The sequence below is a fragment of the Paraburkholderia sp. DD10 genome, assembly GCF_049177125.1.
Classification (GTDB): Bacteria; Pseudomonadota; Gammaproteobacteria; order Burkholderiales; family Burkholderiaceae; genus Paraburkholderia; species Paraburkholderia terricola.
The window spans coordinates 435,947-447,862 of sequence record NZ_CP185393.1 but is presented as its reverse complement, the minus strand read 5'-3'; the positions used below and the strand labels follow the sequence as shown (position 1 = coordinate 447,862).

The window sequence follows — 11,916 nt, the reverse complement described above, 5'->3', positions numbered from 1 at the left end:
ATCAGGCTTCGGCGGTGACAAACCCGGGCAGCGCGGCGAACCGCGCGAGATGGTGATCGACATCGCCCAATGTGGTTTCGATGATAGCAAGACGCTTGAACAGATGCGCCGCGGCCACCTCGTTCGTGACGCCCATGCCGCCGTGCAACTGAACCGCCTGCTGGCCGACGAAACGCGCGGCCTGGCCGACCCGCACCTTTGCCGCGGAGACGGCGCGGCGGCGTTCGTCGGCGTGTTCGCTGGTGTAACGCATGGCGGCGAGGTACGTGATCGAGCGCGCCTGCTCGGCGTGAATCAGCATCTCGACCATGCGGTGTTGCAAGGCCTGAAAACGCGCGATCGGCTGGCCGAACTGCTGGCGCGTTTTCGTGTAGTCGACGGTGGCGAGGTTCAGCGCGTCGAGCGCGCCGATAGCCTCCGCGCACAGCAGCACTGTGCCGTAGTCAGCGATATGTTCCAGCGCCGCCGCGCCGGCGTGCTTGCCGGCGAGCCGGCGCGCGGGCGTGCCGTTGAACTCGAGCGTCGCGGCGCGTTGGCCGTCGATCGTGCGGTAGTCGGTCAGCGTGACGCCGGCCGCCTCGCGCGCCACGACGAAGAGCGCGATTTCGCCATTCAGGCGCGCCGGCACGATCCAGTAATCGGCTTGTGCGCCATGCAGCACGACCGACTTCGTGCCGCTCAGCGTGTATTGCTCGCCTTGCCCGCCTTGCCCGCCTTGCCCGCTTGCGGCCGTTGCAACCGTTCCGATCTCGCACAGATCGTAGCGTGCGTGCGGTTCATGAAAGGCGACTGCCAGCTTGATCTCGCCCTGGGCCACGCGCGCGAGCAGCGACGCGTCTTCGCCCCCGCCCGTGCCCGCGAGGCGCAACGCCTCGACGCCGACCGCCGTCGCCCAATACGGCTCGACCACCAACGCGCGGCCCAGCTCCTGCATGACCACCAGCATGTCGATCGGGCCGCCGTTGAAACCGCCCTGGGCTTCAGGTACCGGCAAGGCGGTCAGGCCCAGTTCGGTAAAGGCTGCCCAATGTGCCTCCGACACGCCGCACTCCGATCGCACGATCGCCTGACGCGCCTCGAAGCCGTAGTTTTTGTCCAGATAGCGGCGCAGCGCGTCGGCGAATTGCTGCTGTTCGTCGTTGAAGTTGAAGTCCATGCGCCGCTCCTCAAAGTCCGAGAATCATCTGCGCGATGATGTTCTTTTGAATTTCGTTCGAGCCGCCGTAGATCGACGTCTTGCGGAAGTTGAAGTAGTACGCGGCCAGCGGCGCGGCGTCATCGTCGCCCGCCACGCTATGTTCGCGTTCGCCTTCGAGGAACGGCACGTCGAACGGTGCGGCGAGCGGCCCGATGGCTTCGAACATCAACTCGGTCAGCGCCTGCTGCACCTCCGTGCCCTTGATCTTCAGCATCGACGCTTCCGGGCCCGGCCCGCGCCCGCCGGTTTCATTGGCGACCACGCGTTGCACGGTGACTTCGAGCGCCATCAGTTCGATCTCGAGGCTCGCGACTTTCGCGGCGAACACCGGATCGTGCAGCAGCGGCTTGCCGTTCTTTTTCTGATTCAGCGCAAGACGCTTGAGGAACACGAGTTCGCGTTTCGATTGACCGACGCGCGCGATGCCGGTGCGCTCGTGGCCGAGCAGATACTTCGCGTAAGTCCAGCCGCGGTTCTCCTCACCGACCAGATTCGCGGCCGGTACTTCGACGTCTTCGAAAAACACTTCGTTGACTTCGTGGTCTTCGTCGAGCGTGATGATCGGACGCACCGTGATGCCGGGCGTTTTCATGTCGATCAGCAGGAATGAGATGCCCTCCTGCTTTTTCGCGCCGCTGTCGGTGCGCACGAGGCAGAACATCATGTCGGCATACTGACCGAGGGTGGTCCACGTTTTCTGACCGTTGACGACGTAATGGTCGCCGACGCGCTCGGCGCGTGTGCGCAGCGAAGCCAGATCTGAGCCTGAACCCGGCTCGGAATAGCCTTGGCACCACCAGTGCGTGCCGTCGAGAATGCGCGGCAAATAGCGACGCTTCTGCGCCTCGTTGCCATACTTCATCAGCACCGGCGCCACCATCGAGACGCCGAAAGGCAGCACGGTCGGCGCGCCGACGCGCGCGCACTCTTCGTCCCAGATGTGCCGCTGCGTTGCGTCCCAGCCAGGGCCGCCGTATTCCTTCGGCCATGCGACCGCCGACCAGCCGCGCGTGCCGAGCAGCTTGTGCCAGCCGGCGAAATCTTCGCGCGAGAGACGTTTATGGTTCAGTACTTTGTCGCTTAGCTCGCGAGGCAGATTCGCTTCGAGCCAGGCGCGGATGTCGGCGCGGAATGCGTCGTCAGCAGGGGAATAGTCCAGATTCATGCGCAGTGTCTCCTGGCCGCAACCGCCCGCCGCCAGTGAGCCACTGCACTATTGCAGCGGTTCCTTCAAGGCAGCCGGGACCGGCAGCGGCATCACTTGGATGCCTTCGTCGACCAAGGCTCGCGCGTCTTCGGGTGTCGTGACACCGCGAATATTGCGCGCAGGCGCTTCGTTGTAGTGAATGCGCCGTGCTTCCTCGGCGAAGCGGTCGCCCACGTTCTCGGTCTTTTCCAGTACCTCGCGCAACGCACGCATCACACGCGCCTGCATTTGCGCTTGCTCCAAGCCCGCAGGGTTTTTCGCCTCCGTCGCGCCCGACAGATTCAATCGCGGCGCCGAAGGCAAACGGCTCACTTCGTTCGCACCACAGATCGGACATTCGATCAGTTTGCGGGCTTGCTGCGATTCGAAGTCATCAGCCGAAGCAAACCAGCCTTCGAACCGATGGCCATGCGGACACTGTAAATCGAGGACCTTCATGTGGAATCAGGGCTTGAGTGCCAGTTTAGCGCAAAATGGTATTTTGTGAACGGTCGTTCGCAAACTATGACGGGGCGATGCGTTTACGCGTGGCGTCGCTATTAATTGGACGCGGTGCGCGATTTTAACGCCTTGCGCAAAGGGCTGCCGAAATCGGCCAAGCCGGCATGAACGGCACACGAATCGGAAGCTCGCGACGGCTCCGCGGATTGCATGAAATTTATGTCTAGTCACTGGCCAATGCCCAGCTTCTAAGCCACCAGGCATTCGAGTTGGCGGTTAAGCCGTGGCTCGAGTTCACGCGCCTCTTTGGCGAGGTTGATCTGCTTGGCCGATTTGGCGACATCAAGCACATCTGCCTTGATGTCGTACCCGCCGCGTGCGGTTAGCCAGTGAAGAATGTCCGACAGATGCCACACCGATGCGCTGCCCTCGTGCACCGGCGGCGGAAAGTCAATCGCGTGACTCAACATCAGCTTGCGCATGTTCTGCCGTGATACGCCGGCGAGCTCGGCTACGTCGGTGAGACCAACGAAATCAGGGCCCGCCTCGACAAGGCGCGCGGATGGCACCGCCTGCTTGACATCTTTCAGTGCGCTGACGAGCGCCTCGAACGCAGACGCGCCTTCGCGAGAAAAAACCAGCGCAATGCGCCCCGGTTGTCCCACGCCGATGGTGGCGTCGTCACATCCTGCTTCCCCGAGACGCTCGACGATCGCGTCGAGATCGCAATCTTCCGTGGTGAGGCGGTACTTCAAGGTGAACACATATTCCATAAATTACCTCCTGCCTTTATTCAGCGTCAAACTTGATCCTTGGAGCGCCTTGCATTGGCGGTGATGCCGTGCAGTTGTCGACGATACGCCGCAGATGCCTTGCGTGATTGCCAGGGTTCTTTGGCGTACTCCACACGCTCGATATGCAGAACTCTCCGCAGCGACACTCCGCGGCGTTGTACGGACAGTACATCTTTCCCCAAGCGTGACCTCTGCCACCGCCCCGAACGCGCCAACCGTTTCTTTCCGCGTAGGCCAATGCGGCCTCGATTTCCTTCTTAGAGTGGGTTCCACGAACCATCCATGCCCTCCAATTTAATGCGCTGACGTATGGTTGTCAAGCGACAACCATACGTCAGCGCAGTCATGACCGAACCGACGAGAGCCCTTCGTCATACCAGGTAAATGGGATAACAACTGGCGCTCAGTGTTCGATACTAGAGCGGCAACGGTCGTGAAGCGAGACTGTCGAATGGCATAAGACGAATGCACGTTTCTCAGGCACGAGACCGTGGTCGTAATGAAAAAGCCCCTGCTAGTCATCGACCAACAGGGGCTTCTCGCAATTCTTCAGCCGGCGCGCCTGGCGCGCCTCATGAACCCATAGCGCTATTGCGGCTCCGCCATCGGCCAGGCGCCCGACAAAATTTTCTCCAGCCAGAACGTGCCGATCACCGTCTTCACGTCGGTAATCTTGCCGGTGCGTACCCACTCGGACACATCGGCAACGCTTGCCGTGAACAGTTCGAGGAATTCCCCGTCGTCGAGCTTACGCTCGCCGGCGCTCAGGCCGCGAGCGAGGTAAATGTCGATGAACTCCGTCGAGTAGGAAATGATCGGGTGAATGCGCGTCAGATAAACATATTCGCGCGCCGTGTAGCCGGTTTCTTCCCGCAACTCACGAATCGCACAAGCGAGTGCGCCTTCGTTCGGGTCGAGCTTGCCGGCCGGATACTCGACCATGACCTTGCCCATCGGATAGCGATACTGGCTTTCCAGCAACACGCGGCCGTCGTCGAATAACGGAATGACCATGACGGCGCCCGGATGCTGAACATATTCGCGCGTGGCGTGCTTGCCATCCGGCAAGCGAACCGTGTCGCACTTGAGCGTCAGAAACGGCCCTTGATGCATCGTTTTGCTCTCGAGACACGTCTCGGTGAGCACGGCGTCGTGATCAGGAAGTTCAGCCATGGCGGACCTCGGGACAGCTTGGAGCGCGACGGCGAGGCGCCGTCAGCGGCGTTTGACGAGATACTGAAAGGTAAAGCCGGGGAATGCGAACACGACGAACAAGGCGAACGTGATGGCGTAGAACTGCCAGCCCTGCTCGAAGCGGTTACCCGCGCGTGCCTCAAGCAGGAAACCGAGCGCGCCGACCACGAAGTACAGCACGATCAACTCGGCAATCCTGATCCAGGCGCTCTTCCTCGCCGCTTTCAACGGCACGGCGGCGAAGAGGCGCTGATTCAGGAACGGCAGGTTGGCGCCGACCAGCGCCAACAACACGATGAACCAACCCGCAGCCGACATCAGAGCAGCAGCGTGTGCTGGATCGCCTGCAAGCAGGCCTTCAGCAACGGATCCGGCACGATGCCGAGCACCAGCACGGCAACGCCGTTGAACGCGAGCAACGCGCGCGTGCTGGCATCGGCGACGATCGGCGACTTGTCTTGCGGTTCGTCGAAATACATCAGCTTGACGATACGCAGGTAGTAGAACGCGCCGAACAGCGACGTGATCACGGCCAGCACCGTCAGCCAGGTCAAACCGGCGTTCATCGTTGCCTGCAGCACCGCAAGCTTGGCGTAGAAGCCGACCGCGGGCGGGATGCCGGCGAGCGAGAACATCATCACCATCATCACGAACGCGAACACCGGACTGCGCTGATTCAGACCCTTGAAGTCTTCGAGCGTATCCGCTTCGAAGTCGCGGCGCGCCAGCAGCATGATGACGCCGAAGGTGCCCATCGTCGTGATCAGGTAGACGATGCTGTAGTACATCGCCGAGCCGTACGCGTTGGCCGCGCCCGTGGTCTTTTGATCGACCACGCCGGCCAGCAGACCGAGCAGCACGAAGCCCATGTTCGAGATCGCCGAATACGCGAGCATCCGCTTGACGTTGCGTTGCACGATACCGGTAATGTTGCCGACGATCAGCGACAACGCCGCCAGGATCACCAGCATTTGCTGCCATTCGACAGCCAGCGGCAGCAGACCCATCACGAGGAAGCGCAAGCCCCAGGCGAACGCGGCGACCTTCGGACCGCCGCCTACCAGCAACGTCATCGCCGTCGGCGCGCCCTGATACACGTCGGGCACCCACATATGGAACGGCACCGCACCCATCTTGAACGCCACGCCGGCCACGATGAAGATCACGCCGAACAACAGCACGCTAGGATCGTAGTGGCTCGTGCCGATCGCCTTGAACACTTCGTTCAGGTCGAGCGAGCCGGTCGCGCCGTACAGCATGGAGATGCCGTACAGCAGGAAACCGGACGCCAGTGCGCCGAGCACGTAGTACTTCATCGCGGCTTCGTTCGACTGCGCCGCGTCGCGACGCAATGCGATCACGCCGTACAACGACAGCGACATCAGTTCCAGACCGAGATACAGCGTCAGGAAGTTGTTGCCGGAGATCATCACGAGTTGGCCGAGCAAGGAGAACATGCCCAGCAGGAAAAACTCGCCGCGGAACAGGCCGCGATCCTCGAGGTAGCGGCGCGAATACACGATCGACACCGCATAGCCGAGCGTCACGACGGCTTTCATCACGTTGGCGAACGAGTCCACCACGTACATGTGGCCGAAGAAGTAATGCACTTGCGGGTCGAACGCGTTCACCGCGAACCAGATCCCGCCGACCAGCGTCGAGAAGAACGCGATGAAATACGTGGTGCGGCGACCGGCCTGGCCGACGAACGTGTCGTTGAGCCACGCGACGACAACGGCGAGCATCACCAGCGCGTCGGGCAACAGAGCAGTCATAGGGGCGTTTTGCATGGTCTTTAAATTCCTCCGCTCTGCGTTACTGGGACAACGGCAGCTTTGACTGCGCAACGTGGGAGAGGAGGTTTTCCACGGATACGTGCATCACTTCGGTGAAGGGCTTCGGGTACAGGCCCATGAACAGCGTCAGTGCGGCGAGCACTGCCAGCATGAAAAACTCGCGACGGTTGATGTCGATGAGGCTCTTCACGTGATCGTTGGCGATCGCGCCGAAGTACACGCGCTTGTACATCCACAGCGTGTAGGCCGCGCCGAGAATCAGCGTGACCGCCGCACCACCCGCGATCCAGAAGTTGTACTGGACCGCCGCCAGAATCACCATGAATTCGCCGACGAAACCCGAGGTGCCCGGCAAGCCGCAATTGGCCATCGAGAACAGCATCACGAACGCGGCGAACTTCGGCATGACGTTGACGACACCGCCGTAGTCCGCGATCTGACGCGAGTGCATGCGGTCGTACAGCACGCCGATGCTCAGGAACATCGCGCCGGAGACAAAACCGTGCGAGATCATCTGCACGATCGCGCCTTCCACGCCGAGCTGGTTGAAGATAAAGAAGCCGAGCGTGACGAAGCCCATGTGCGCGATCGACGAATAGGCGACCAGCTTCTTCATGTCCGTCTGCACCATCGCGACCAGACCGATATAGATCACGGCGATCAGCGACAGCGCGATAACGACCGGCGCCAAGGAGTGGCTCGCGTCCGGCGTGATCGGCAGCGAGAAGCGCAGGAAACCGTACGCGCCCAGCTTCAGCATGATCGCGGCCAGCACGACCGAGCCGCCGGTCGGCGCTTCCACGTGCGCGTCGGGCAGCCATGTGTGCACCGGCCACATCGGCACCTTCACGGCGAACGCCAGGAAGAACGCGATGAACAGCAACACTTGCGGCGTCATCGCGATCTGCGCGTGCTGCCACGTGGCGAGATCGAACGTGCCGGTTTGAATGTACAGATACAGCAACGCGACCAGCATCAGCAGCGAGCCCATCAGCGTGTACAGGAAGAACTTGAACGCCGCGTACACGCGGTTCGCCCCACCCCACACGCCGATGATGATGTACATCGGAATCAGCGTGGCTTCGAAGAACACGTAGAACAGCATGCCGTCGGCCGAACTGAACACGCCGACCATGATGCCCGACAGGATCAGGAATGCGGCGAGATACTGCGCGACGTTCTTCGTGATGACTTCCCACGCGGAAATCACCACGATCACCGTAATCAAGGCGGTCAATACGACGAACCACATGGAGATGCCGTCGACACCCAGGTGGTAGGTGATGTTGAAGCGCTCGATCCAGTTCGCCTTTTCGACGAACTGCAGATCGGCGGTGCTCGAATCAAAACCGGTGATCAGCGGGATCGTCACGATGAAGCTGACGATCGAACCGATCAGCGCAATCCAGCGCGCGGGAGCCGGGTTCCGGTCGGAACCGATAGCCAGGACCAGGAGACCGACGAGGATCGGCAACCAGATCGCAATACTGAGAATCGGATAAGCGTGCATTAGTGTCCCTCGCCTTATTTGCCGCCGAGCGTTACAAACAGGGTCAGGAGCCCCAGCATGCCGATAATCATGGCGAACGCGTAGTGATAGATGTAGCCGGATTGGAGGAAGCGGATCACGCCGGCGAACCAGCCGATAAAGCGTGCGCTGCCGTTGACGATGCCGTCGATGACCACGACGTCGCCTTCCTTCCAGAGACCACGGCCAATTGCCACGGCGCCCCGCGCGAACACGACTTCGTTGATCTTGTCCATGTAGTACTTGTTGTCGAGCAACGTGTAGACCGGGCCGAACGCGCGCTTGATCGAAGCCGGCAGTTCGGGGCGGACCAGATACAGGAACCACGCGACCACCACACCCGCGAGCGCCAGCCAGACCGGCAGGCCCGAAACGGAGTGCAAGCCCATCGCCACCCAGCCGTGGAACTCCTCAGCCATCTCATGCAGCGCCGGATGGTTTTCGCCGATGAAGATCACCTTCTCGAACGCCACGCCGTGCTGGAAGAAGTCGCCGAACAGCATCGGGCCGACCGCGATTGCACCGATCACCACCGACGGAATCGCCAGCAGCACCAGCGGCACCCACACCACCCACGGCGTTTCATGCGGCTCGTGAGCGTGGCCGTGTTCGTGTTCGTGATGACCATTGCCATGACCGTGCGCCGCGGCTTCCGCGCCCATCGGCGAATCGGGATGCTTCGGATCGCGGAAGCGCTCCTCGCCGTGGAACACCATGAAGTACATACGGAACGAATAGAGCGCGGTAACGAACACGCTCGCCACTACCGCGAAGTACGCGAAGCCCGACCCCGGCAGATGCGACAGCTTCACCGCGTCGATGATCGAGTCTTTCGAGTAGAAGCCCGAGAAGAACGGCGTACCGATCAGCGCCAGCGAACCGACCAGCGACGTGATCCACGTGATCGGCATGTACTTGCGCAGGCCGCCCATGTTGCGCATGTCCTGATCGTGGTGCATGCCGATGATCACCGAACCCGCGCCGAGGAACAGCAGCGCCTTGAAGAACGCGTGCGTCATCAGGTGGAAGACGGCGACCGGATAGGCCGACACACCGAGCGCGACCGTCATGTAGCCGAGCTGTGACAGCGTGGAATACGCCACCACGCGCTTGATGTCGTTCTGGACGATCCCGAGGAAGCCCATGAACAGCGCGGTAATCGCGCCGATGACCGTCACGAACGACAGCGCGCTATCCGACAGTTCGAACAGCGGCGACATGCGCGTGACCATGAAGATACCGGCCGTCACCATGGTTGCCGCGTGAATCAGTGCGGAAATCGGCGTCGGGCCTTCCATCGAATCCGGCAGCCACACGTGCAGCGGGAATTGCGCCGACTTACCCATTGCGCCGATGAAGAGGCAAATGCAGGCAACCGTCAGCAGACCCCAGTCCGTGCCGGGGAACGACAACGCCGCCAGTTCGGTGCGCTTCGCGAACACGTCGCCGTAGTTCATCGAACCGGCGAACGCGAACAGCAGGCCAATGCCGAGCAGAAAACCGAAGTCGCCCACGCGGTTCACGAGGAACGCCTTCATGTTCGCGTAGATCGCCGACTCACGCGTGAAGTAGAAGCCGATCAGCAGGTACGACACCAGGCCCACCGCTTCCCAGCCGAAGAACAGTTGCAGGAAGTTGTTGCTCATGACGAGCATCAGCATCGAGAACGTGAACAGCGAGATGTACGAGAAGAAGCGCTGGTAGCCGTCGTCGTCGGCCATGTAGCCGATCGTGTAGATGTGCACCATCAGCGACACGAAAGTCACCACGCACATCATCATCGCCGTGAGCGAGTCGACGAGGAAGCCGATTTCGAACTTCGTCTTGCCGATCGTCATCCATTCATAAACGGTCGCGTTGAAGCTCGCGCCCTCCATGACCTGGAAGAAGACGATGGCCGAGAGAACAAACGAGATCGCGACGCCGAGGATCGTGACCGAGTGCGCGCCGGCTCGCCCTACCGCCTTCCCGAACAGCCCGGCAATCAGGCAACCGGCCAGCGGTGCCAGCGGAATCGCCAGCAGCAGGTTTTCATTGAGTATCGTGGACATAACCGCTTTTCCTGAAATTAACCTTTGAGCTGATCGAGATCCTCGACATTGATCGTGTCGAGACTACGGAACAGGGTCACCAGAATCGCGAGGCCGATCGCCGCTTCCGCCGCCGCGACGGTCAGCACGAAGAAGACGAAGATCTGGCCATGCACGTCGCCGAGGTAGTGCGAGAACGCGACGAAATTGGTGTTCACCGCGAGCAGCATCAATTCGATCGCCATCAGGATGATGATGACGTTGCGACGGTTCAGGAAAATGCCGACGACGCTGATCGCAAACAGGATCGCGCCGAGAACGAGGTAATGGGCAAGGGTCAACATGATTTCTATCTCCTGTCCGCTCAGCCGTTTTTCGCCGGGGCCGAGTCGGCCGCTGCCGCGGCTGCGGCGGCTTCTTCCGCCGCGACGGTCGCCGCGGTCTTTTCTGATGGCATTTTCACGACGCGCACGCGATCCTGGGCACGCACCTTGACCTGATCGCTGATCTTCTGGCGCTTGCTGTCCTTCTTATGGCTCGTGGTAAGCGCGACGGCCGCGATGATCGCCACCAGCAGCACGAGGCCGGCGACTTCGAACGCGAAGATGTAGTCGGTGTAGATGACCTTGCCGATGAGGCGCGTGTTCGACCAGTCGGCCATGCCGTTGGCGGCAGCGGTGGTGTCGCGCAACGCCGTGGCGGTAGCGCCATAGCCGTGCCACAGGATCAGCGCGGTTTCGATCACGATGATCGCGCCCACCAGCGTGGCCATCGGGACGAAGCGCTTGAAGTCGCGCCGCAGCACGTCGATATTGATGTCCAGCATCATCACGACGAACAGGAACAGCACCATCACCGCCCCGACGTAGACCAGCACCAGCAGGATCGCGAGGAACTCGGCCTCGAGCAGCATCCAGATCGCGGCTGCGTTGAAGAACGCCAGCACGAGAAACAGTGCGGACGACACCGGGTTGCGCGAAGTGATCACCTTCAGCCCTGAGACAACCAGGAGCAGCGCGAAGATGTAGAACAGTACGGTCGTGAATTCCATGATTACCGGTTCATCGTTAGGCCATCGTCAGGCATTGTTCTTTGGCACGTAGGGCTGGCAAAGCGGACAAGCCGCCAGTACAGCCGCACAGGTGCGCCGTGCCGCGGCGTTCAAGCCGCGACGCTCGGCCCGACAACAGGCCGTGTTACTGCTGCATTTACTGCTTCAAGCGAAGCCGCTTCAACGATACGGTGCGTCGGCCGCCTTGTTCGCGGCGATCTCCGCTTCGTAGCGATCGCCCACGGCCAGCAGCATGTCTTTCGTGAAGTACAGATCGCCGCGCTTTTCGCCGTGATATTCGAGGATGTGCGTTTCGACGATCGAGTCGACCGGGCAGCTCTCTTCACAGAAACCGCAGAAGATGCACTTGGTCAGGTCGATGTCGTAGCGCGTGGTGCGGCGGGTGTTGTCCGCACGGGTTTCCGATTCGATCGTGATGGCGAGCGCCGGGCACACCGCTTCGCACAGCTTGCAGGCGATGCAGCGCTCTTCGCCGTTTTCATAGCGGCGCAGCGCATGCAGGCCGCGAAAACGCGGCGAGATCGGGGTCTTCTCTTCCGGGAACTGCACGGTCACCTTGCGCTGGAACGTATAACGTCCGGTCAGCGCGAGGCCTTTGAGCAATTCCGTGAGGAAAAAGGTCTTGAAAAAGTTTTGGATTGCGGTCATGGGTTCAT

General features: G+C 61.2%; 13 protein-coding genes. All 13 read right to left on the bottom strand.

Features of this window, described 5'->3' with window-relative positions; all coding sequences use genetic code 11:
- Position 1: 1 nt before the first annotated feature.
- Complete coding sequence (locus ACOCG7_RS17385) at positions 2 to 1,156, bottom strand: acyl-CoA dehydrogenase family protein (protein WP_421379234.1); 1,155 nt, start codon at positions 1,154 to 1,156, stop codon at positions 2 to 4.
- 10 nt (positions 1,157 to 1,166) lie between these two features.
- Positions 1,167 to 2,363, bottom strand: a complete 1,197-nt coding sequence (locus ACOCG7_RS17380) for an acyl-CoA dehydrogenase family protein (protein ID WP_073432433.1) — start codon at positions 2,361 to 2,363, stop codon at positions 1,167 to 1,169.
- 48 nt (positions 2,364 to 2,411) lie between these two features.
- Positions 2,412 to 2,843: a DUF1178 family protein gene (locus tag ACOCG7_RS17375; protein ID WP_073432434.1), complete on the bottom strand. Its 432-nt coding sequence runs from the start codon at positions 2,841 to 2,843 to the stop codon at positions 2,412 to 2,414.
- 251 nt (positions 2,844 to 3,094) lie between these two features.
- Positions 3,095 to 3,619: a helix-turn-helix transcriptional regulator gene (locus ACOCG7_RS17370; protein ID WP_073432435.1), complete on the bottom strand. Its 525-nt coding sequence runs from the start codon at positions 3,617 to 3,619 to the stop codon at positions 3,095 to 3,097.
- Positions 3,620 to 3,635: 16 nt separating this feature from the next.
- Positions 3,636 to 3,920: a hypothetical protein gene (locus tag ACOCG7_RS17365; protein WP_073432436.1), complete on the bottom strand. Its 285-nt coding sequence runs from the start codon at positions 3,918 to 3,920 to the stop codon at positions 3,636 to 3,638.
- 308 nt (positions 3,921 to 4,228) lie between these two features.
- Positions 4,229 to 4,813, bottom strand: coding sequence for an NUDIX domain-containing protein (locus ACOCG7_RS17360; RefSeq protein ID WP_073432437.1), 585 nt, complete (start codon positions 4,811 to 4,813; stop codon positions 4,229 to 4,231).
- A 42-nt stretch (positions 4,814 to 4,855) separates the two neighbouring features.
- Positions 4,856 to 5,152: a DUF2818 family protein gene (locus ACOCG7_RS17355; RefSeq protein WP_073432438.1), complete on the bottom strand. Its 297-nt coding sequence runs from the start codon at positions 5,150 to 5,152 to the stop codon at positions 4,856 to 4,858.
- Complete coding sequence (nuoN, locus tag ACOCG7_RS17350; RefSeq protein WP_073432439.1) at positions 5,152 to 6,624, bottom strand: NADH-quinone oxidoreductase subunit NuoN; 1,473 nt, start codon at positions 6,622 to 6,624, stop codon at positions 5,152 to 5,154. Before nuoN ends, ACOCG7_RS17355 begins: the two co-directional genes overlap by 1 nt.
- A gap of 25 nt (positions 6,625 to 6,649) precedes the next feature.
- Positions 6,650 to 8,140, bottom strand: coding sequence for an NADH-quinone oxidoreductase subunit M (locus ACOCG7_RS17345; RefSeq protein WP_073432440.1), 1,491 nt, complete (start codon positions 8,138 to 8,140; stop codon positions 6,650 to 6,652).
- Between the two features lie 14 nt (positions 8,141 to 8,154).
- The gene (gene nuoL, locus ACOCG7_RS17340) at positions 8,155 to 10,209 is read right to left on the bottom strand and encodes an NADH-quinone oxidoreductase subunit L (protein WP_073432441.1); all 2,055 of its coding nucleotides are present in this window, start codon (positions 10,207 to 10,209) and stop codon (positions 8,155 to 8,157) included.
- A gap of 17 nt (positions 10,210 to 10,226) precedes the next feature.
- Positions 10,227 to 10,532 (bottom strand): NADH-quinone oxidoreductase subunit NuoK, encoded by a 306-nt coding sequence (nuoK, locus tag ACOCG7_RS17335; RefSeq protein WP_013339863.1) that lies wholly within the window; start codon positions 10,530 to 10,532, stop codon positions 10,227 to 10,229.
- A 20-nt stretch (positions 10,533 to 10,552) separates the two neighbouring features.
- Positions 10,553 to 11,239: an NADH-quinone oxidoreductase subunit J gene (locus ACOCG7_RS17330; RefSeq protein ID WP_073432442.1), complete on the bottom strand. Its 687-nt coding sequence runs from the start codon at positions 11,237 to 11,239 to the stop codon at positions 10,553 to 10,555.
- 180 nt (positions 11,240 to 11,419) lie between these two features.
- A complete protein-coding gene (gene nuoI / locus ACOCG7_RS17325; protein ID WP_012432383.1) occupies positions 11,420 to 11,908 on the bottom strand; it encodes an NADH-quinone oxidoreductase subunit NuoI in 489 nt (162 codons plus the stop codon).
- Positions 11,909 to 11,916 lie beyond the last annotated feature (8 nt).

Excerpts from the sequence above, each read along its gene's own strand:
- ACOCG7_RS17385 (WP_421379234.1), bottom strand. The coding sequence starts at position 1,156 with ATGGACTTCAACTTCAACGACGAACAGCAGCAATTCGCCGACGCGCTG.
- ACOCG7_RS17380 (WP_073432433.1), bottom strand. The coding sequence starts at position 2,363 with ATGAATCTGGACTATTCCCCTGCTGACGACGCATTCCGCGCCGACATC.
- ACOCG7_RS17375 (WP_073432434.1), bottom strand. The coding sequence starts at position 2,843 with ATGAAGGTCCTCGATTTACAGTGTCCGCATGGCCATCGGTTCGAAGGC.
- ACOCG7_RS17370 (WP_073432435.1), bottom strand. The coding sequence starts at position 3,619 with ATGGAATATGTGTTCACCTTGAAGTACCGCCTCACCACGGAAGATTGC.
- ACOCG7_RS17365 (WP_073432436.1), bottom strand. The coding sequence starts at position 3,920 with ATGGTTCGTGGAACCCACTCTAAGAAGGAAATCGAGGCCGCATTGGCC.
- ACOCG7_RS17360 (WP_073432437.1), bottom strand. The coding sequence starts at position 4,813 with ATGGCTGAACTTCCTGATCACGACGCCGTGCTCACCGAGACGTGTCTC.
- ACOCG7_RS17355 (WP_073432438.1), bottom strand. The coding sequence starts at position 5,152 with ATGTCGGCTGCGGGTTGGTTCATCGTGTTGTTGGCGCTGGTCGGCGCC.
- nuoN (WP_073432439.1), bottom strand. The coding sequence starts at position 6,624 with ATGCAAAACGCCCCTATGACTGCTCTGTTGCCCGACGCGCTGGTGATG.
- ACOCG7_RS17345 (WP_073432440.1), bottom strand. The coding sequence starts at position 8,140 with ATGCACGCTTATCCGATTCTCAGTATTGCGATCTGGTTGCCGATCCTC.
- nuoL (WP_073432441.1), bottom strand. The coding sequence starts at position 10,209 with ATGTCCACGATACTCAATGAAAACCTGCTGCTGGCGATTCCGCTGGCA.
- nuoK (WP_013339863.1), bottom strand. The coding sequence starts at position 10,532 with ATGTTGACCCTTGCCCATTACCTCGTTCTCGGCGCGATCCTGTTTGCG.
- ACOCG7_RS17330 (WP_073432442.1), bottom strand. The coding sequence starts at position 11,239 with ATGGAATTCACGACCGTACTGTTCTACATCTTCGCGCTGCTCCTGGTT.
- nuoI (WP_012432383.1), bottom strand. The coding sequence starts at position 11,908 with ATGACCGCAATCCAAAACTTTTTCAAGACCTTTTTCCTCACGGAATTG.